Below are 19,623 nucleotides of genomic sequence, written 5' to 3'. Positions count from 1 at the left end.
AAATCTCGGACAACAGGCAGGCGGCTCCAATGGCAGGCACGGCGAAGAAGACGAATCCCAAGCTCTGGGAGACGGTGAAGGCAAAGGTCACGAAAAGCGCCAAGGGCGGCAAGGCGGGCCAGTGGTCGGCCCGCAAGGCACAGATGGCTGTGGCCGAGTACAAGAAGGAAGGCGGCGGCTACGAGGGCCGGAAGGCCCCGGACAACCATCTCAAGCAGTGGGAAGATGAGGATTGGGGCACGAAGTCGGGCCGGAAGAGCCGGGAGACCGGCGAGCGCTACCTGCCGGCCAAGAGCCGTGAAGCGCTGACGGAAAGCGAGTACAAGCGGTCGTCGGACAAGAAGAGAGCCGACACCCGTAAGGGCAAGCAGTTTTCTAAGCAGCCGCGTGACGTGGCGAAGAAGGCCGCTGCCGCACGCAAGAGCGCCACTCGGAGCGGCGCCTCGTCGACTACGAAGGCCCAGCTCATGGAGCGTGCCCGCAAACGGGATATCCCGGGCCGCTCGCGGATGACGAAGGCGGAGCTGGAGCGCGCCCTGGCATAGATGCAAAAAGGGCGGCCCGAAGGCCGCCCTTTTCAAATGATCTGGCTGAAGGAGCCTTAGCGCTTCGAGAACTGGAAGCTGCGGCGGGCTTTCTTCTTGCCGTACTTCTTACGCTCGACGACGCGCGGATCGCGGGTCAGGAAGCCTTCCTTCTTGAGCGGGCCGCGAAGCTCCGGCTCGTAGTAGGTCAGCGCCTTGGCGAGGCCGTGACGGACCGCGCCGGCCTGGCCGGAGAGACCGCCGCCGTCAACGTTGACGGTGATGTCGTACTGGCCTTCGCGCTGGGCGATCTGGAGCGGCTGCGCCAGGATCATGCGGAGCACGGGACGGGCGAAATAGACCTCGGCCGTACGGCCGTTGATCACGATCTTGCCGGAGCCGGGCTTGATCCACACGCGGGCAACCGCGTCCTTGCGCTTGCCGGTGGCATAGGCGCGCCCGAGCGAGTCGAGCTTCTGGACGTGCTTCGGAGCTTCCGGAGCGGAGGTCTGGGCGTTCTCACCCAGATCGGCGAGAGACTGAAGGGTCGCCATGGATTAGGCCCTCACGTTCTTGCTGTTGAGGGCCGCGACGTCCAGGACTTCCGGCTGCTGAGCGGTATGAGGATGCTCAGTGCCGCCATAGACGCGCAGGTTGCCCATGATCTGACGGAAAAGCGGGCCGCGGGGGAGCATGCGCTCCACAGCCTTCTCGACCACGCGCTCAGGGAAGCGGCCGTCGAGAATGAAACGCGCGGTGCGCTCCTTGATGCCGCCCGGATAACCGGTGTGATGATAGTACACCTTCTGCTCGCGCTTGCGGCCGGTGAACACCACCTTGTCGGCGTTGATGACGATGACGTTGTCGCCGCAGTCGACGTGGGGCGTGTAGTTCGGCTTGTGCTTGCCGCGCAGGCGCATGGCAACCACGGACGCGAGACGGCCCACAACGAGGCCCTTCGCGTCGATCACAACCCACTTCTTCTCGACCTCGGCGGGCTTCAGCGAAGTCGTAGTCTTCATTGCGCTGTATCCCGTTGGAGCCCTGGGGCTCAGGTTCTGAAACGACAAACCGCCGCGAGGTGCGGCGGCGAGTGAGGGCTGTTTAGTGTTTTCAGGCGGGCAAGTCAACCGGAAACAAACAAGACCGGTCCAGTAGAAAATCCCTTATAAACAACGCCTTAGATGCGATAGGTAATACGGCACCACATATACGGTATTTCCGCACCACACTCTTTCTGCCCTAAACTATCGCGCACTTTGCTTGGCCGTAAGTCTGAGGCACAATCGGCCCACAACGAGAACAAGGGGCTCCCCATGGCTGATGCACTGATCTTCTTCACGAATCCCATGTCGCGCGGCCGTATCGTGCGGTGGATGCTGGAGGAAACGGGCTGTACGTACCGCACGGAGGTTCTGGCTTTCGGCCCCGAGATGAAGGCGCCCGGGTACCGGGCCGTCAACCCGATGGGGAAGGTGCCGGCGATCCTTCACGAAGGGGTGGTCGTCACCGAGGCGGCGGCGATCTGCGCCTATCTGGCCGATGCCTTCCCCAATGCAAGGCTGGCGCCCCCGCCAGGAGATCCTCGCCGGGGGACCTATTACCGCTGGATGTTCTTCGCCGCCGGCCCGGTGGAGGCCGCCGTGAGCAACAAGTCGCTGGGCTTCGAGGTACCGTCGGAGCGTCAAGGGATGGTCGGCTACGGTTCCATGGAGGACGTGCTGAGCGCCCTGGAGCATGCGGTCTCCCAATCCGAATACATTGCTGGCGATCAGTTCAGCGCCGCCGATGTCTATGTCGGCTCGCAGCTCGGCTGGGGCATGATGTTCGGAACCATCGAGAAGCGGCCCGCCTTCGAGGCCTATTGGAACCGCATCGGCAATCGGCCGGCGGCCCTGCGCGCCCGAGAGATCGACGATGCGCTCCTGCCTCCGGAGACTTAAAGACCGGCTTTGGCGTCAGCGGCGATCCGGGATCGAATAGGTCCCCGTCGCATGGCAGACAACGTCCGAGCTGCTGTCTGAGTAGATCGACACCTTCCCAACCGCCAGCCGCTTGCCCAGTTTCAGCAGGCGGCAATCGGCGATGAGGTCCCGCTGCTCGGGCTTCCTCAGGAAGTTGAAGTTCAGGCTCGTGGTGACGGCGAGCGCCACCGGACCGATATGGGCGAGGATCGCCACGTAGAGGGTGAGGTCCGCCAGGGCCATCATGGCCGGTCCCGAGATCGTTCCTCCCGGTCGGATATGGCGCTCGTGATAGGTCATCCGCATCTTCGCCGAGAGGGGCCCGACTTCATCCACGAAATAGGTCTGCCCGCCCACGTGGATCTGGGGAAACTCCCGGTCGAGGAAAGCCGCGAGTTCGTCTCGGGTCATGATGGGATGGTGCGATGCCATGGATGTGCGATGCTCATTGAACTGCCCTGCCCTATCCCATACGTTCCCTTTATGAATCACGACAATTATCCGAACGATTACATCCGCGGCATCCTCAACGGCGTGAAGACCATCGCGATGGTCGGCGCCTCGCAGAACCCGGCGCGCCCGAGCTGGATCGTCACCAAGTACCTGCTGGAGCGGGGCTACGATGTCATCCCAGTCAATCCAGGGCTGGCCGGCACCGAGCTTCTGGGCAAGACGGTCTACGCCTCCCTGAAGGACGTGCCCGTGCCGATAGACATGGTCGAGGTCTTCCGCAACTCGGAGGCCGCCGGGCCCATTACGGACGAAGCGCTCACCCTCGATCCGCTGCCCAAGGTGATCTGGATGCAGCTCTCCGTGCGCAACGACGAGGCCGCTGCCAGGGCCGAGGCGAAGGGCCTACAGGTTGTGATGGACCGCTGCCCGAAGATCGAGTTCGGACGTCTCTCCGGCGAGATCTCCTGGCAGGGCGTGAATTCGCGGATGATCAGCGCGAAGAAGCCGGTTCTGTCGGGAAAAGGCTTCCAGAAACTCAGCCTCAATCGGTCTTAGCTGCACCTCTTGTCATTCCCGGCCGGAGCGTAGCGGAGGGGAAGAATCCATAGCTCTGAGCCTGATCGTGGATCCCTTTCCCTCGCCTGCGGCTCGCCGGGGATGACAGCAGAACGGACAAAAGGCTGCCTTGACCGGAAGAACGTTTCGTTCTTTATAGAGAACAGAACGTCGTCCTTGAGAGGAAGAGGCTGCTGCCATGTCCGACCGCCTGCCAGGTTTCAACACGCTTGCCATCCATGCCGGAGCGGCCCCCGATGCAGCCACCGGCGCGCGGGCGACGCCGATCTACCAGACCACGTCCTTCGTGTTCGACGACGTGGATCACGCCGCCTCTCTTTTCGGCCTGCAGGCCTTCGGCAATATCTATTCCCGTATCGGCAACCCGACCTGCTCGGTGCTCGAAGAACGTGTGGCAGCGCTGGAAGGGGGCACGGCTGCCTTGGCCGTAGCATCAGGACATGCGGCCGAGTTCCTGACCTTCCACACCCTGCTCCAGCCCGGCGACGAGTTCATTGCGGCCCGCAAGCTCTATGGCGGCTCGATCAACCAGTTCAACCACGCCTACAAGAACTTCGGCTGGAACGTGGTCTGGGCCGATTCGGACGATCCGTCCTCCTTCGAGGCCGCCATCACCCCGAAGACCAAGGCGATCTTCGTCGAGTCCATCGCCAATCCGGGCGGCGTGATCGTCGATCTGAAAGCCATCGCGGCCATCGCCAAGAAGCACCGCATCCCGTTCATCGTCGACAACACGATGGCCTCGCCCTACCTGATCCGCCCGTTCGAGCATGGCGCCGACATCATCGTGCATTCGGCCACCAAGTTCCTCGGCGGCCACGGCAACTCCGTCGGCGGTCTCATCGTGGATGGCGGCACGTTCAACTTCGCCGGCGACGATCGTTACCCGATGCTCTCCAAGCCGCGGCCGGAATATGCCGGCATGGTGCTGGGCGAGACTTTTGGGAATTTCGGCTTCGCCATTGCGTGCCGCGTGCTGGGCCTGCGCGATCTCGGCCCAGCGCTCTCGCCGTTCAATGCGTTCCTGATTCTCAACGGCATTGAGACCCTGCCGCTGCGCATGCAGCGTCACTCGGACAATGCCCTGACTGTCGCGGAGCATCTGCAGGGCCACAGCAAGATCTCCTGGGTGAGCTATCCCGGCCTGCGCGCGGACCGCTACCACAACCTCGCGCAGGAATACTGCCCCAAGGGCGCCGGCGCGGTGTTCACGTTCGGCCTCAAGGGCGGCTACGAGGCCGGCGTGAAGCTGGTGTCGAACCTCAAGCTGTTCTCTCACCTGGCCAATATCGGCGACACCCGCTCCCTGGTGATCCACCCGGCCTCGACCACGCACCGCCAGCTCACGGACGAGCAGAAGACCCAGGCCGGTGCGGGCCCTGAGGTGGTGCGCCTGTCCATCGGGCTCGAGGATACGCAGGACCTGATCGACGACCTCAATCAGGCGCTGGACGCAGCTTAGGCAGGTTGCGGATAGTCCTCACTGCCACTCAGGAAAAACAAAAAGGGCGGCTCAAGGCCGCCCTTCTTAATTCGTTTCGTGAAGCTCGGCGCTACGCAGCGCGGGACGAGCCCGCCTTCTTGTAGGTGTTGTGAATGGCGTTGAGCGAGCGTTCGAGCGCCGTCCAGAGGCGTCCGATCTCGTCCGCGCCCTGCGAGTTCGCATCGTATTCCCGGGCGCCTTCACCCGTGGCGAGCGAAAGGGTCAACTCGGGACGATGCGTGATCTGGCCGGCCCAGACGGGGACCTGGAGCGCATTCAGGGCTCCGCGCGCGTCGGCCACAACGGCTGACTCATTATCGCCGTGCTTGGCCGGCGCGGCGTTGATCACGGCCGCGTAGGGCTTGCGGTGCTCGCGGGCAATCGCAACCGTATCCTGAAGGGCTGCGATGTCGAACAGGCTGGCCCTGGTCGGGATGATCACGAGAGTTGCCTGCTTGATCGCTTCGGCAACGATCGAGGACTTGTTCGGAGGGGTGTCGACGAGAACCCACTCATAGCCCTCGCGCTTGGCGTCCCGGATCGCATCCGCGATGTTGCGGACGTTGTGCTTGAGGCCAAGGTATTCCTGATTCCGGATCTTGTGCCACAAGGACAAGGACCCCTGCGGGTCGTTGTCGATCAGCAACGTGGGGCGTGAAGGGTTGGCGATATAACTCGCGAGATGAGCAGCGAGCGTGCTCTTACCCGAGCCGCCTTTTCGCGAAGCAAAGACCAGCACGTTCATGCCTGACTCCTTATCAGCCTGTTCCTGCAGCACTGCGCTTGAGGGTTAAGGCCATCTTAATATTGTTCACCTGTAGCAGGGCAAGACCTGATTTCCTAATTTCGGCCCTGTTCCCACTGTGATTTCATTGCTCATGAGCCAAAAGCGCTCAAAATTTCGGTTCCTGAACGGTATGCGCATCAGCCGGTGCGGAGCTTCGCCCCCTGTCTCGGGAAGAAAAGTTTCCACGGCACGGGCCTGTTCGAAAGCTCGGATCAAGCTTTGAGCGGCGCTCCATGCGGCCACGCAAGAAACCGGATAAATTTATTCATAATTCGTTTTTCAGGCAGCTTTAGAGACTCGGAACCACTCTTCCGGATGGCCGTTAAGCCCCAGACTTCACCAGTTAGGAGCTGACACATGTCGAAGAAGATCTTGTTTGCAGGCGCCCTTGTTGTGGCCCTCGCCCCGGTTGGCGCTTTTGCTCAGTCCGGCGGCGGTGCTGCGGCCGGCGCGACCACCGGTGCCGTTGGCGGCGCCATCGTCGGCGGCCCGGTCGGCGCAGCCATCGGCGGCGTGACGGGCGCGATCGTCGGCGGCCTTGCCGAGCAGCAGCAGCCGAAGTTCCGTCAGTATGTGGTGACCCAGGACGTTCCGTCCTACCGCGTCCAGGAAGAGATCCGCGTGGGCGCGACCCTGCCGGCCTCGGGCGTGCAGTACTATGAGGTTCCGGCCGAGTACGGCGTGTCCAACTACCGCTACACCGTGGTCAACGAGACCCCGGTTCTGGTCGATCCCGGCACCCGCCGCATCGTTCAGGTCATCCGCTAATTGCTGGAGCGGTTGAAGATCGGGGCGGCCGAAAGGCCGCCCTTTTCTTTATGTCAGGCCGCGCTCACGCGGGCATGGACGACGGCCATCGCCAGAACGGCCATGGCGAAGACCTGATGAGCGAGGCCCGCCCAGAGAGGCACCACGAGCAGCAGGGTCACGATGCCGAGCACCATCTGGCCCAGGGTCAGGCCGGCCATGGCCGTGGCCCGGCTGGCGGCCTTGGATCCCGGTGCGGTCCGTCGCAGGGTCCAGGCATGCCACAGGGCGAAAGCCACGATGGCATAGGCGACCAGGCGATGGTTGAGCTGCACCAGCACAACATTGTCGACGAAGTTCTCGATCCAGGGCGAGACCGAGAAGAGGGCCGAGGCCGGCGGAATGAAGGCGCCGTCCATCAACGGCCAGGTGTTATAGGTCAGCCCCGCCTTCGAGCCCGCGACAAGGCCGCCAAGAGCGATCTGGAACAGGATCAGCCCCACGAGAATGCGCGGCGCATACCCTGCGCGCGCCTCCGGCCCTGCGTCGGAGCGGTCCTTCAGGCCGGCCGCCACCCAGACGAGACAGGCCAGGATAATGCTGGCGACCGTCAGGTGCAGGGCCAGCTTGATGGGCGCGACAGCGGTCATGCCCGGCTCGAGGCCGGACGCGACCATGATCCACCCGATGGCACCCTGCAGCCCGCCGAGGGCCCCGATGCCGAGGAGGGTCAGGGCAAGCCTGCCCTGGATCGCGCCCCGCGCCCAGAACCAGACCAGCGGCAGGAAGAACACCAGGCCGAGCAGGCGCCCGAGCTGCCGGTGCCCCCATTCCCAGCCATAGATGAACTTGAACTCGGACAGGGTCATGCCCTTGTTTACGAGCTCGTACTGGGAGATCTGCCTGTATTTCTCGAACTCGACCAGCCAGGCCTGCTCGGTCAGCGGCGGGATGGCGCCCGTGACGGGCCGCCATTCGGTGATCGACAGACCCGAGCCGGTCAGACGCGTGGCGCCGCCGACGGCGACCATCAGCACCACCAGGGCGGCAAGGGTGTAGATCCAGACGCGAACAGCGGACAGGGAACGGGTTTGGGGCACGCGCGCCAGAGGCATGCTCCCGGTGGAGGCTGCGACAGCCATGCTCACTCTCATCATCGATTAGGGCTTGAACCCCGGATACGAACGTCACATAGAGGCTGCGCCTCCAAGAGGCAATTCATGCCGGTGACGCACCGTCGTGATGAGATTTTGCCAAGCTTTAAGGACTTCGACCATGGGCACGAGCGCACGCAAGCTGATCGGCACAGTGGTGATGCTGGCCTTCATCATCTTCTATGCGCTGTTCGCCATGGCTGCCGCCGAAGGCCGGATCTCCGAGGCACCGAAGCTCATTCAGACTCTGGCCTACATCGTTCTCGGCCTGATCTGGATCGTCCCGCTCATGCCGCTCATCCGCTGGATGGCCAAGCCGGACAAGTCCTGAACCTCAAGCGCCGCCGATCCCTTCGATGATCGTGCCGGTGCCGCCGCAGGTCTGGCACGCCGCCGCACCGATGCGGCCGCTACCCTTGCATTCCGGGCACACGTTCTCCCCGGTGCCGGGCGTGCCCGGCTCGGCCTGATCGCCGGGATTCAGCTTGGTCCGATCTGAGCCGGCCTGATCCTTCGGTGTGCTGGTCATGGCAAATCTCGCATGGTTCTCATGCGATCAACGCGGCAGCAAAACCCCGGTTCTCCGCCGTTCAAAGAAAAGGCCCGCTCGGAGGCGGGCCTGATCGTTGCTTTCGTTCAGGAGGAACGCGTCAGATTCGATCCCGAAAGTGGCGTCCACTTTCGGGTCTGATGCGTTAGTGGCACACCCTGCGGGTGCGGTGCTCCCAACCCCAGCCGGGAACCCACTCACGGAAGCGCTCGGTCGTGCACTGTTCCACGTAAACCCGCTCGCGTACCGGACGCTCGTAGTAAACCGGCACCCGGCGCTCCTCCACGTAGACCGGCGGCGGCGGAGGCGGAGCCCGATACACGATGGGCGGCTGCGGCTGAGCCACCGCGGCACCGACCGCGGCACCCACGGCGAGACCTCCAAGAGCGCCGAGAGCCACAGCGGCACCCGGCGACAGGCGATCGCGCGCTGCAGCCGGTTCGGCAACAGCCAGGCCGGAAACCAGCGCCAGAGCGGCAGCCGTACCGGAAACTAGACGGAAGATCTTCATGATCGTCACCCCCGACAGAAGGGAGGCTCCATGTCTCCCTCTTCATGTCATGAGATATACTGTTCGAAACCTCTCTGAAAGCTGAACAGATTGTGGCGAAGCTTGGGTTTTGGCCGATCTTGCCGGAATGGTGAGCAAGGTCTTAACGCGGATTAAGCGACCGGGTCAGTCCGCCGCGGTCCGCAGCGGCACCGAGAGGAGCACACGAACCAGATCCGCCTGCCGGTTCGTGTCCGTCTTGCGGAACAGGTTCTTGAGGTGGAAGACCACGGTGGTCTGAGCCACCTCGAGTTCCTCGGCAATCTGGTCCAGGCGCTTGCCGTCGATCAGCATCAGCGCGACCCGCGTCTCGGACGGGGTCAGGTTGTAGAGGCGAACCAGCGTGTCGCCGGACACCTTGGCGCGTTGCTCCGTGTCGATGACGAGCAGCACCACGGCTTCGGGGCGCTCCTCGGGCGAGAAGCGCTGGCCCGGGATCAGGACGAGGTAGGGCCGCCCGCCGGAGAGGCGCGGGAATGAGATGATCTCGTCGAGGGTCTCCTCCTCGAAGGCCTTCTCGATTGCTGAATAGAGCTTGCTGTTCTGCTTGGCGACGGAGCCTTTCAGGATGCCCTGCGCCGCACCCAGCCCATCCTCTTCGGCAAGGATGCGCTGCGCTTCCTTGTTCATCACCCGAACCGCTCCGGTCTCGTCGACGATCACGACGCCCACGAGGAAACGGTCGAAGGCGAAAGTGGCCTTGTCGAGGGCATCCACGGTGCGCCCTTGAGAGGCTTTGAGGACCTCCTGCCAGGATTCCTCCGCCCGGTGAACGGCGCTCGTCTGCACCCGCGCGACCTGATCGAGTCGGGCGGCCACGGTCGCGAGCAGGATCTCGTAATCGATGGGCTTGACCAGGTAATCGTCCGCTCCAGCCTGCTTGCCGGTCAGCACGTCGTTTCGCTCGGCCAGAGCCGTGAGGAAGATGAAGGGAACGTCCACCATGTTCCCCTGCTCGCGCAGGGCCTTGAGAACGTCATAGCCGCCGAGTCCCGGCATGGTGATGTCGCAAAGGACCAGATCGGGACGATGCCTCTCGAGAAGCGCCAGCGCCTCGCTGCCATTGGCCGCCTGGAGCACGCGATATTTGGCAGCCTCCAGTTCTTCGGCGATATCGCCCCGGAGGTCATTTTCGTCTTCAACGCAGAGAATTGTTTTTTGTGTTGTCATCATCATCAGTCACTCATGCAGCCTGCTGCGCTTGATCCGCATTGGCGATGGGTAGGTCGAAGGTAAACAGGGAGCCTGCCGCCTCATAGCTCTCGACATGGATCTCGCCCCCATGGAGGTGCATGATCCGCTGGGCAAAGTTCAGGCCGATCCCTGTGCCGGCGATGCCGGAGGCCGTGCTGGCGCGATAGAAGCGCTCGAAGATCTTCGGCAGTTCCTTGGCGGGAATTCCGATGCCCCAGTCGCGAACGGAACAATAGGCTCGTGAGCCGTCCATCCAGATCTTGATCTCAACGACCGGTGCAACGCCGGAATACTTAATGGCATTCGACAGGAGATTGACGACAACCTGCTCGATGAGCATGCCGTCGCAATAGACGCGGACGGGAACATCCGGCACGTCGAAACGGATGTCGGCCTGGGAGCTGACCTCCCGCTGCCGCTCGCAGATATCCATGACCAGGTGGGTGAGATCGTACGAGGCGGGGTTCAGTTCGATCGTTCCCGCATCGAGTTTGGCCGCATTCAGAACACTGTCCACCAGACGCGTCAGCCTCGTTCCCGCATTGCGGATCTTCTGAACCCGGGTGACGAGCTCGTCCTGGGTGAGAGCCGCGCCGCGCCGCAGGATGCGTTGAGCGCTCGAATCCAGAATGGCGAGCGGCGTCCGGAACTGGTGCGAGACCATTGACACGAAGCTGCGATAGGCGTTCGTCGTCTCGCGTTCGCGTTCCAGCGCCGATTCCAGGGCCTTCGCGGCCTGCTTGTAGGCGCTGATGTCGGTGAGGCGGACGAAGATCGTGGCCCCGTCGGCTTTGGTCAGCGAGAGCCGGTGCCAGGTGTCTTTCCTGACCAGGAGATCGTACTCGATTTCCTCGAAGGGCGCGCTGGCTTTCAGGAGGCGCAGGTCGGCTCCCTCGCACATGGCGAAGCACCGCAGGAACACGGGCAGGCTCATGTCCTCGTTGCACCACAGGGACACAGGAGCCGCCGCCCAGATCTGCTCGTTGGCGAAGAGGAGCTTGCCCGTCCAGTCGAAGGCCGCAAAGCCTTCCGAGGCGGAGTTGATGGCGGCGATCAGGCGACGCTCGGCCTGGCGCAGGGCCGCAGTCCTCTGGAGAACCTTGATCTCGAGATCGAAGTTCTGCCGCTCCGCCTGCTTGCGCGCGAGCCATTGCTCCGTGACATCGCGGATGAAGGCGATCCCCAGCTTCCGGTCGGCCATATAGATCGGGAAGCTGTTGACCTCCAGGCAGCGCTCGTGCCCCTCCGATGTCACGGCCTCGTGCTCCAGGATAGAGCTGGCCCCTTCGGTGGCCCGGGTCAGAGCATCGACGACCTCGGGCTTGCTGAACAGCCGGTCCAGATTTTCCATCCTCTGGCCGATGGCCTGGTCGGGCTTCAGGTTGAGCAGGCCCTCCATGCCCGGGTTCCACAGCAGGCAGCGGAGCTGGCTGTCGAACATGATGATGCCCTGGTTGCTGATGTTGTTGATCACCAGGTCGGACAGTTCCTGCTCCTGCTTGAGCAACTGCTTCGCTTGACTCGCCTCCTGAACGCCCTTGAAGAGGCGCACCAGAAGGAACGCGGCGCTCAGAACAATCCCGATCAGAAAAGCGATGCCTTCGAAGATCACCTGCAAATAGCTGGAGCGCTTCGAGGCAGCCTGACCATGGCTGAGCGCAACCATCTCGTTGGCGACGTCCCTGAGCCTGTAGGCGAGCTGCATCGCCTGCTCACGAAGCAGCGCCGCAGCCGAAGCATCGATGTCGTTCTGCAGCAGCGGCTCAGCCAATGTGAGCTGGAGGTAAGCCTTCTTAAGGTCGCCTGCGATGCCCATGTCGTCCATCAGCTTGCCCTGGCGCCCCTCCAGCAGGACCGACAGGCGGCTGATCAGAATGTTGGCACGAAAGCCGGGCTGCTGCTCCGGCGCGCCGATGCCCTCATTGGCGTCGACACGAGCCAGGGTCTCTGCCAGAACGACGGCCTCGAATTGAGCCTGGGTCACGAACCAAATGGCAGCGACGGACCTATCGTTGCGAAACTCATGTTCCATCTCGAACAATCGCGCAACGGTGAAGCCGAGGCACACGACGAGGCTTGCAGTTGCAACGAGCGTGACCAGAGCAGTCTTATAGTGGTGGAAGCTGAACCGCATGGCTATTCGGCGTGCAGCTTGTTGAGCTGCCAGACCCAGCGGGCGTCATATCTGGCATCCTGCAGAACTTTGTGACGGTCTCTTGGATAAACAATCCACAAAGGCCCCTTGTCACGGATCGTCAGCGCCCGGCCATCAAGCTTGGTCGCGAGGATCGGCTCGAACTTGAGATCCTCCATGGGAATGACTGCGACATAGTCGTTCAGGGCGGATGCTCTCAGGCTCTTGCCCTGGGCGCCTACCCTTTCAAGCGCTGCCCGCAGCGGAACGCCCTCGAACTGCTGAGGCGTCTCGGACAATTCCCATCGCGTGGCAAACGAATCCCTGCCGAGCGCTTCCAGCATGTCCATATCAAACCGCGCGACGCCGTCGCCGTTGGTCTGCTCGATCTTGCCCGAGATGGTCAACACGACAGGTCCCTTGGGCGCAGGCAAAGGCGCCTGCGCGTAGGACAGGCCGCCCGCGCCCATGGCAATCACGAAATATATAAGCCCAATGAGCGGACGCATCAGTTCCCGTTCAGCGACAGATTATAATAAAACGACGCTATCTTCCCCGATTTCGGCCCAAAAATCCAGAAGGCTCAAGGAGAAATTATATCACGCGTGACGTTGCTGAAAAATTTCCGACAGCCAATACATTACTGTTCAGCCTCTGTTTATCTGAAATGAATTTATGTAATCATGAATTATCGAGAGCTGCCGACAAGTTCAATCGCAGCAACCTGCAATGACAAACCACCTCCGGCATCAGGGGCAGCAACAGCGGGCACACATGGGTGTGACCTTCCGGGCAGCCCACCCGCTAAGCTTTGCAAGCTTGACCACAGAAGCTATAGTGCAACCGGATCAACAGGATTGCTGTCGGCCTATCCGGCGCAACAGGAGATGATTATGCGCAAGTTCATGACGGCCCTGGTTGGCGTGGCCGTATTAGCGCCTGCCCTTCCGGCCAGCGCAACCCCTCTTGAGACCCGTCCCCTGCCGCAGATCGAGCAGGCGTACCCGAACGAGAGCTACGCCCAATACTACCGGCGCGGCTACCGCCCTTATTACCGTGAGCGGTACTACTATCGCCGCGACAATGGCGCCGCCGTTGCGGCGGGCGTTGCAGGCCTTGCGGCCGGCGCCCTGATCGCCGGCGCGATCGCCAGCCAGGCCCAGGCTCAGCCGGCCGCTCCTCCGCCTCCCGGCGTCGTCAATCCGCAGGTCGCGGCCTACTGCGCCCGCAAGTATCGCTCCTACGACCCCGCAACCGGAACATTCCTTGCGACGAACGGGATGCGGTACGTCTGCACGTATCCTTAAGCCATAACAGGTCGCCTTTTCCGAAGCCCTGCGGCAGTCCCCTGCCGCAGGGCTTCCGTTTGTGAACACCGCTTCCCTGTCCGGTCAGCCTTTACCTCCCAGGCGCATGCCTTAGAACAACATCCGAGGCTGAAGGCTGGCCAAGGATCTCACCCCAAGATGGAAGGCTCGGAAACAACCCCATGGCTCACGATTCTGACAACGGCGGAACCGTCATTCCTCCAACCGAGGCGGCTATCCTGACCTCCGGCAACATGACGGATCTCGAGCTGATCCTTCCGGACATGGGCGACAGCGACCTGCCTGAGATTGCGATCTTTCTCGTGGCCTGCGCCATGCGTTTTCACAGCGATCCCAACTTCGTCCAGGAACAGCTGGAGTGGCTCGTCCAGGCTCACGACTCAGAGGTGGATGAAGGCATGAGGCCGGACCAGCTCAACTCCGCCAACGACGACTGAGGCTCCCGCGCCTGCTGGCGCCGGGCTAGTCAATGAACGCCACCGGCATGCCCTTTTCCACCATCAGGGCCAGCTCCTCTGCATCCCAATTCGTCAGCCGGATGCAGCCGTGGGAGTACGATTTTCCGACCTTCGCCGGTTCAGGCGTTCCGTGGATGCCGTAGGTTTCGACGGACAGGTCGATCCAGACGCTTCCGACAGGGTTGTTCGGTCCCGGCGCGATCTTGAAAGCCTCCTTCGCCTTCACACCCTTGAATCCGTATTCCGGGTTGTAGGTGTAGGTCGGGTTCTTCGCGACGGCCCGGACCTTATGGGTGCCGCTCGGCGCCGGCTTCTCCTCGCTGCCGATGGAAGCGGGGTAGGCCGCGATGAGGGAGCCGTCCTCGGCCAGGGCGCGCAGAACCTTCTCGCTTTTGACAATTTCGATCTTGGCTACCTTGTCCTTCGGCTTCTCGGAATCTTTCGTGTCCACATTGGCGACGAGGATGGAGGTGCCGGCCTTGTCGAAGGGCTTATTAGGGTTCAGGGCCTTGAGCAGGTCCATGTCCATGTGGAACTTCTCGGCCAGAAGCTCCTCCGGGCTGGTATAGGCGAGCCGTTCGAGCTTCGCCTGCTCCTCCATCTCGTCAGGGATCTCGACGAAGGGGCCGTTCACATCATCGTCAGTGATCGTGTATTCGGTCAGCACCGGCTCGGTCGACGTGCCGGCGAGCTTTTTCCAGGTCTCCTCGTCGAGCGCTCCGTCCGGTTCGAGCTCGTTGGCCTTCTCGAAAATTCGGATCGCGTTCTGAAGGTTTTCGCCTTTGAACCCGTCGATGACGCCCGGCGAGAAACGCGCCCGGTCGAGCAGGACCTGGGTTTTGATCATGACCGGATCGATTTCGTTGCCCGCCTTGCTCTTTGCGGTCCATTCGGCGCCGTTCACCGTTTCCTTGTCGAGCCCTTGCGGCGCGGCCAGAGCAGGTCCGAGGAAGCTCAGGAATCCAAGAGCAGCGTAAGCGGTCAACTTCATGGGAAACTCCACCGAGAATGTCATGAATGACAAAGCCCGGAGCGCCTCCCTGTTCCCGCAATCTACTGGCAGATCCGGTAGTCGCCCTTGCGCTGGCGCAGATCGAGGTGAAGGTGATCGCCATGGGCTGCGTCCGAGCCCGGGCCGAGCACCGTATTGAAGATGGGGCACGCGGCCTTCTGAACGGTGGACTGGAAGCCCGCCTCCGGCGTGCTGTCGGGCTGCTCGGCAATCGCCAGTGGCGGGCGCTTGGCGAACTCGAATCCCATGACGTCGACGCCATTGCCGAGGGCGTGCTCGCTGAGCTTTGCTCCGTCGCGCTGATCACGGCACTGGTAGGACGTTCCGATCAGGAGCTTGGTCGGAGCGGTCTGGAACTGGCGCTCAGCCTCGGGAACAACAACCTCGCTCATCCAGCGCGCGAGGCTCTCCGCCACAGGACAGGCCATGAGCGACGCAGGAGCAACCTCGATGCCGTTAGGCAGCCCCGACAGGAGAACGGGGTTGTCGATGCTGCAGCGCCCCTCCTGCACGGGAGGCTTTTCCTCGAAACGCAATCCGAGTTTTGAAAGCCTGTCCAAACACGCGGCGTGGAGGCTGCTGTCCTCGGAGGCCGTCTGATCGGCCGGAGTCTCGGCCGAGGCGGGATTCTCGACCTTGGGCTCGGGACCGGGCTTGTCCGTGTAGTCGGGGCGCGGCGGCGGCAGCGGCGCGGTTGGCGCTTGAGCCAATGTGGCCGTTGTCAGCAACGGCAGCAAAGCCATGGCCCAGCCGATCCACCCTGCCCTGCAGCCACGAAGGTCCATCGAAACTCCAATCCTCATGTTCTTCAGTTCTATAACCCCCATGCGCCGAGCTTGGGTTCCCGCTCAGCCTTCTGGACGTCTTGTTCTCGTCGCGAGACGCACCAAAATCCTAAGGAGGAATGGAGGGCCCGCCATGAGGGCATCCCTGGTGATGGATGTTGGTTCGGACAAGAGCCTTGCCCTGGTTTCGACCTTGAACCAGGAACATGAAAGCCCCTGCACGATGCGCGTCGCCGAACTCGAGGCGCGGATCGCCCGGCTGCAGGCCGAACTGCGGCAGGCCGAGGCCGAACTCGAACGCGAGAAGACGCGCCTGCCCGCACCCGGCGATTTCGTCCGCTGCCCCCTGACGAATTTCTTCGGACGCGTCACGAAGATTACTCCGCGGCCTCAGGGGCGCCCCTGGATCGAGATTGTCCCCTACCTTGGCCCTGACCTGCCCGGCCACTCGACCATGGACCTCTTCGACAGCTGGGAGCTGATCGATCCGCCGTCGCAGGAGACAAGAGACGGCGATGGATCTCCGGGCCTGCCGACCATTGCGCCCTTCATGCCGGCCGGTAGGGCCGCGAACTATGCGGCGCCCGCAGAGGACGAAGTCGCGCTGTCGTTGCAAAGGCTTTGGACCCCGTCCAGGGATGCCTCTTCATAACTCTGCGAGCTCCCCGGCAGACCTGCAACGATTCCCCCGATGTCGCGTTTGCCCTCCGGTTTTGCCGCCTCGAGATTCCGGCGGAACCTCCGACGCATGGCACACGGAAGACCTGCTCTCCCGGCCCCTTCCCTGCATCTGCCATCGCATGAGCGACCACTCGAACGATGGGAAAGCTGCCATGGCGGATGATGGGCAGAATGTACGGCTCCAGGTCGCGAATACCCGGCCCGACGATTCCGGCCGCGGCATCGCGCGCATGAGCCGACAGGCCCTGGCGGAGATCGGCGTGCAGGAAGGCCAGGCCATCGAGATCATCGGAAAGCGCCATACCACTGCCATTGCGGTCACGCCCTACGCCGAGGACGAAGGCCTCAACATCGTGCGCCTCGACGGTCTGCAGCGCGTGAACGCGGGTGTGGGCAGCGGCGATCATGTGGAGGTGAAGCGCGCGGACGTTCGTCCTGCCACCCGCGTCGTGCTGGCGCCGGCCCAGAAGGGGCTCCGGCTTCAGGGATCCGGCGACGCCCTCAAGCGCACCTTCTACCAGCGCCCGCTCACGGCAGGCGACGTGATCTCGACCTCCGTGTACTCGCAGCGCTCGACGGATCCGCGCCTGCCGGAGGAGCTGCGCGGGCTGCTCAACATCCCGGCCTACGGCCTGCAGGAGATCCGCCTCGTGGTGGTCACGACCCAGCCGCGCGGGATCGTGCATGTCACGGCGGAGACGGAGATCGAGCTGCGTCCGCAATTCGAGGAGCCGCGGGAGGCGCGCCGCGCCGATGTCACCTATGACGATATCGGCGGGCTCGGCAGCACGGTCGACCAGTTGCGCGAGATGGTGGAGCTGCCGCTGCGCCATCCCGAACTGTTCCAGCGCCTCGGCATCGACCCGCCCAAGGGCGTGCTCCTCTACGGCCCCCCCGGCACCGGCAAGACGCGCCTGGCGCGGGCGGTGGCCAACGAGACGGAGGCGCAGTTCTACCACATCGCCGGCCCCGAGATCATGGGCAAGCATTACGGCGAGTCGGAGCAGCGGCTGCGGCAGGTGTTCCAGGAGGCGCAGCAGAACGCACCGGCCATCATCTTCATCGACGAGATCGACAGCATCGCGCCTAAGCGCGAGGAAGTGACCGGCGAGGTCGAGCGGCGCATCGTGGCGCAGCTTCTCACCCTCATGGACGGGCTGGAGCCACGCCAGAACATCGTGGTGATCGGCGCAACGAACCGGCGGGAGGCCATCGACGAAGCCTTGCGCCGTCCGGGCCGATTCGATCGCGAAATCGTCATCGGGGTGCCGGACGAACCGGGCCGGCGGGAGATCCTCGGCATTCACACCCGCGGCATGCCCCTGGCCGAGGACGTGGACCTCGACGAGGTCGCCCGCACCACTTACGGCTTCGTCGGCGCCGATCTGGCCGCTCTCTCCCGCGAGGCCGCTATGGACTCGCTGAGGCGCATCCTGCCCGGCATCAACCTGCGCGACGGCATTCCGGCGAACGTGCTCGAGAGCCTGCAGGTGAACCGGCAGGATTTCCTGAATGCCATGAAGCGCGTTCAGCCCTCCGCCCTGCGCGAGATCATGATCCAGGTGCCCAACGTCACCTGGGACGACATCGGCGGCGTCGAGGAGGCCCGCACCCGCCTGCGCGAAGGCGTGGAGCTTCCCCTCAAGAGCCCGGAATCCTTCACTCGCCTCGGGATCAGGCCCGCCAAGGGCTTCCTGCTCTTCGGCCCGCCCGGAACCGGCAAGACACTGCTGGCGAAGGCGGTCGCCCGGGAGGCCCAGGCCAATTTCGTGGCGACGAAATCCTCCGACCTCCTGTCCAAGTGGTACGGGGAGTCCGAGCAGCAGGTCTCGCGCCTCTTCGCCCGCGCCCGTCAGGTGGGCCCTAGCGTCATCTTCATCGACGAGATCGATTCGCTCGCCCCCATCCGCGGCGGCGGACTCGGCGAGCCGGCCGTGACGGAGCGGGTGGTCAACACGATCCTGGCCGAGATGGACGGCCTCGAGGAGTTGCAGGGCGTCGTCGTGATGGCGGCGACGAACAGGCCCAACCTCATCGACCCTGCCCTGCTGCGGCCGGGACGCTTCGACGAGCTGATCTATGTGCCGGTCCCCGATGCCAAGGGCCGCCGGCATATTCTCGGCATCCATACCAAGACCATGCCGCTCGGGCCGGATGTCGACCTCGACACCATCGCCGAGCGGACGGATCGCTTCACCGGTGCCGACCTTGAGGACCTGACGCGCCGTGCCGGACTTCTCGCGCTGCGAGAATCCCTCGAGACACAAAGCGTTGCCATGGCGCATTTCGAGCAAGCCCTGCGCGAGACGCGCCCCTCCGTCACTCCGGAGATGGAGCGGGAATACGAGGAACTGGTCGGTACACTCAAGCAGACCGGGCCGCAGCGTCAGGCCATCGGCTTCCTGCCCCTCAGGCAGGCCGCCGAGTAGGCTTTGCTCTTGTCAGGTGTGCAAAGAAAAAGGCGTGGCCCCGAAGGACCACGCCCTGTGCAGTGAGGGCAACGTTTACCGAACGCAGGCCACCGGGACCCGGGTGTTGAGGGTCTGATCGTAGACCGTGCGGCACGGGACGCCATTCACCGTGCGGATCTCGTGACGAGCCGCATAGGGGAACGGCGAGGCCGGCGTGCCGGAAACCGGGGCGCCCATCATCGGGGCAACGGGAGCGGACGCAATGCTGCCGGTCTCGACGACATCGTAGCCCAGCGGCGAAGGCGCCATGGCACCAGCCATCGGGCCGGCACAGGCCACCGGAACGCGGGTCTTGAGCGTCTGGTCATAAATGGTGCGGCACGGAACGCCGTTGATCCAGCGGATCTCGTGCGGAGCAGCATACGGGAACGGGGAGTTCGGCGTCCCAGAGGCCGGCTGCGCGACGGCAGAACCGATACCGGAAAGGGCCATCAGACCGGCGCCAGCAATGAGTGCGATCCTCATCATAGAAGTCTCCTGTGCTTGGGTTGGGCATGGCTTCTCGCCATATGAGAACACAGGCTTAACGCGCTCGGGTCGAATGGTTTCCAAGCGTTATGGCTGCCCACAGAGTTGTGATGAACAATTAATGAGAGGCTAAGCTTTATATTGCCAAGCATATTCTCGCAACATCACAGGCTAACCTTTGCATTGAGATGATCTTTGCTGCTAAAGATAACGGCTGCAATCTATAATTATTCTAAATTCCGGCGGCTTTACAGCATCCGCATTGCCGAGATGCGAAGCTTTCGCCTGCGGAACCGTCATGCCC

General features: G+C 63.1%; 23 protein-coding genes. 10 read left to right on the top strand and 13 right to left on the bottom strand.

Annotation, left to right across the window (positions count from 1 at the left end):
• Positions 1-29: 29 nt before the first annotated feature.
• Positions 30-545 carry a hypothetical protein gene (locus tag JAO75_RS11805; protein WP_199049340.1) on the top strand — a complete coding sequence of 172 codons (516 nt, stop codon included), beginning with the start codon at positions 30-32 and terminating at the stop codon, positions 543-545.
• Positions 546-601: 56 nt separating this feature from the next.
• Here the strand turns inward: JAO75_RS11805 and rpsI are convergent, their stop codons facing one another.
• A complete protein-coding gene (gene rpsI, locus JAO75_RS11800) occupies positions 602-1,078 on the bottom strand; it encodes a 30S ribosomal protein S9 (protein WP_199049339.1) in 477 nt (158 codons plus the stop codon).
• A 3-nt stretch (positions 1,079-1,081) separates the two neighbouring features.
• On the bottom strand, positions 1,082-1,546 hold the full coding sequence (gene rplM / locus JAO75_RS11795) for a 50S ribosomal protein L13 (RefSeq protein WP_036352638.1): 465 nt from the start codon (positions 1,544-1,546) through the stop codon (positions 1,082-1,084).
• A 294-nt stretch (positions 1,547-1,840) separates the two neighbouring features.
• Here rplM and JAO75_RS11790 point away from each other — a divergent pair, with 294 nt between their 5' ends.
• Positions 1,841-2,467, top strand: coding sequence for a glutathione S-transferase family protein (locus tag JAO75_RS11790; protein ID WP_199049338.1), 627 nt, complete (start codon positions 1,841-1,843; stop codon positions 2,465-2,467).
• Between the two features lie 15 nt (positions 2,468-2,482).
• Here JAO75_RS11790 and JAO75_RS11785 read toward each other — a convergent pair whose 3' ends face one another.
• Complete coding sequence (locus JAO75_RS11785; RefSeq protein ID WP_199049337.1) at positions 2,483-2,920, bottom strand: PaaI family thioesterase; 438 nt, start codon at positions 2,918-2,920, stop codon at positions 2,483-2,485.
• A gap of 51 nt (positions 2,921-2,971) precedes the next feature.
• On the opposite strand from JAO75_RS11785, the gene JAO75_RS11780 reads away from it, so the two are divergent.
• Entirely contained in the window at positions 2,972-3,496 is a 525-nt protein-coding gene (locus tag JAO75_RS11780) for a CoA-binding protein (protein ID WP_246742470.1), read from the top strand.
• Between the two features lie 199 nt (positions 3,497-3,695).
• Complete coding sequence (locus JAO75_RS11775) at positions 3,696-4,979, top strand: O-acetylhomoserine aminocarboxypropyltransferase (RefSeq protein ID WP_199049335.1); 1,284 nt, start codon at positions 3,696-3,698, stop codon at positions 4,977-4,979.
• 91 nt (positions 4,980-5,070) lie between these two features.
• Here the strand turns inward: JAO75_RS11775 and JAO75_RS11770 are convergent, their stop codons facing one another.
• On the bottom strand, positions 5,071-5,745 hold the full coding sequence (locus tag JAO75_RS11770; protein ID WP_199049334.1) for a ParA family protein: 675 nt from the start codon (positions 5,743-5,745) through the stop codon (positions 5,071-5,073).
• A 399-nt stretch (positions 5,746-6,144) separates the two neighbouring features.
• On the opposite strand from JAO75_RS11770, the gene JAO75_RS11765 reads away from it, so the two are divergent.
• Positions 6,145-6,555, top strand: a complete 411-nt coding sequence (locus JAO75_RS11765; protein ID WP_199049333.1) for a DUF1236 domain-containing protein — start codon at positions 6,145-6,147, stop codon at positions 6,553-6,555.
• A 53-nt stretch (positions 6,556-6,608) separates the two neighbouring features.
• Here JAO75_RS11765 and JAO75_RS11760 read toward each other — a convergent pair whose 3' ends face one another.
• Positions 6,609-7,649: a COX15/CtaA family protein gene (locus tag JAO75_RS11760; RefSeq protein ID WP_246742475.1), complete on the bottom strand. Its 1,041-nt coding sequence runs from the start codon at positions 7,647-7,649 to the stop codon at positions 6,609-6,611.
• Positions 7,650-7,809: 160 nt separating this feature from the next.
• Between JAO75_RS11760 and JAO75_RS11755 the strand changes: the two genes are divergently transcribed.
• Positions 7,810-8,019: a DUF2842 domain-containing protein gene (locus JAO75_RS11755; RefSeq protein WP_199049331.1), complete on the top strand. Its 210-nt coding sequence runs from the start codon at positions 7,810-7,812 to the stop codon at positions 8,017-8,019.
• Between the two features lie 3 nt (positions 8,020-8,022).
• Here the strand turns inward: JAO75_RS11755 and JAO75_RS11750 are convergent, their stop codons facing one another.
• The 5 genes from JAO75_RS11750 to JAO75_RS11730 form a co-directional block, all read right to left on the bottom strand.
• Positions 8,023-8,217, bottom strand: a complete 195-nt coding sequence (locus JAO75_RS11750) for a hypothetical protein (protein ID WP_199049330.1) — start codon at positions 8,215-8,217, stop codon at positions 8,023-8,025.
• Between the two features lie 166 nt (positions 8,218-8,383).
• Positions 8,384-8,749, bottom strand: a complete 366-nt coding sequence (locus JAO75_RS11745) for a hypothetical protein (protein ID WP_199049329.1) — start codon at positions 8,747-8,749, stop codon at positions 8,384-8,386.
• Between the two features lie 165 nt (positions 8,750-8,914).
• Positions 8,915-9,964 carry a response regulator gene (locus JAO75_RS11740; protein ID WP_199049328.1) on the bottom strand — a complete coding sequence of 350 codons (1,050 nt, stop codon included), beginning with the start codon at positions 9,962-9,964 and terminating at the stop codon, positions 8,915-8,917.
• Between the two features lie 7 nt (positions 9,965-9,971).
• The gene (locus tag JAO75_RS11735; protein WP_199049327.1) at positions 9,972-12,116 is read right to left on the bottom strand and encodes a sensor histidine kinase; all 2,145 of its coding nucleotides are present in this window, start codon (positions 12,114-12,116) and stop codon (positions 9,972-9,974) included.
• A 2-nt stretch (positions 12,117-12,118) separates the two neighbouring features.
• Complete coding sequence (locus tag JAO75_RS11730; RefSeq protein ID WP_199049326.1) at positions 12,119-12,625, bottom strand: putative pterin-binding protein; 507 nt, start codon at positions 12,623-12,625, stop codon at positions 12,119-12,121.
• Between the two features lie 384 nt (positions 12,626-13,009).
• Between JAO75_RS11730 and JAO75_RS11725 the strand changes: the two genes are divergently transcribed.
• Entirely contained in the window at positions 13,010-13,423 is a 414-nt protein-coding gene (locus tag JAO75_RS11725) for a BA14K family protein (protein ID WP_199049325.1), read from the top strand.
• Between the two features lie 182 nt (positions 13,424-13,605).
• Positions 13,606-13,881: a hypothetical protein gene (locus JAO75_RS11720; RefSeq protein WP_199049324.1), complete on the top strand. Its 276-nt coding sequence runs from the start codon at positions 13,606-13,608 to the stop codon at positions 13,879-13,881.
• Between the two features lie 25 nt (positions 13,882-13,906).
• On the opposite strand, the gene JAO75_RS11715 is transcribed toward JAO75_RS11720, so the two are convergent.
• Both JAO75_RS11715 and JAO75_RS11710 read right to left on the bottom strand, forming a co-directional pair.
• A complete protein-coding gene (locus tag JAO75_RS11715) occupies positions 13,907-14,893 on the bottom strand; it encodes a L,D-transpeptidase family protein (RefSeq protein ID WP_199049323.1) in 987 nt (328 codons plus the stop codon).
• Between the two features lie 62 nt (positions 14,894-14,955).
• Positions 14,956-15,699, bottom strand: coding sequence for an extensin-like domain-containing protein (locus tag JAO75_RS11710; protein ID WP_199049322.1), 744 nt, complete (start codon positions 15,697-15,699; stop codon positions 14,956-14,958).
• A 133-nt stretch (positions 15,700-15,832) separates the two neighbouring features.
• On the opposite strand from JAO75_RS11710, the gene JAO75_RS11705 reads away from it, so the two are divergent.
• Positions 15,833-16,351: a mediator of RNA polymerase II transcription subunit 21 gene (locus tag JAO75_RS11705; protein ID WP_199049321.1), complete on the top strand. Its 519-nt coding sequence runs from the start codon at positions 15,833-15,835 to the stop codon at positions 16,349-16,351.
• Positions 16,352-16,532: 181 nt separating this feature from the next.
• On the top strand, positions 16,533-18,809 hold the full coding sequence (locus tag JAO75_RS11700; RefSeq protein WP_199049320.1) for a CDC48 family AAA ATPase: 2,277 nt from the start codon (positions 16,533-16,535) through the stop codon (positions 18,807-18,809).
• A 75-nt stretch (positions 18,810-18,884) separates the two neighbouring features.
• On the opposite strand, the gene JAO75_RS11695 is transcribed toward JAO75_RS11700, so the two are convergent.
• Entirely contained in the window at positions 18,885-19,319 is a 435-nt protein-coding gene (locus tag JAO75_RS11695) for a hypothetical protein (RefSeq protein ID WP_199049319.1), read from the bottom strand.
• Between the last annotated feature and the right edge of the window lie 304 nt (positions 19,320-19,623).

The sequence above is a fragment of the Microvirga splendida genome (genome assembly GCF_016427565.1).
In the GTDB taxonomy this organism is placed as follows: Bacteria; Pseudomonadota; Alphaproteobacteria; order Rhizobiales; family Beijerinckiaceae; genus Microvirga; species Microvirga splendida.
This window is presented reverse-complemented; position numbering and strand designations above follow the sequence as displayed.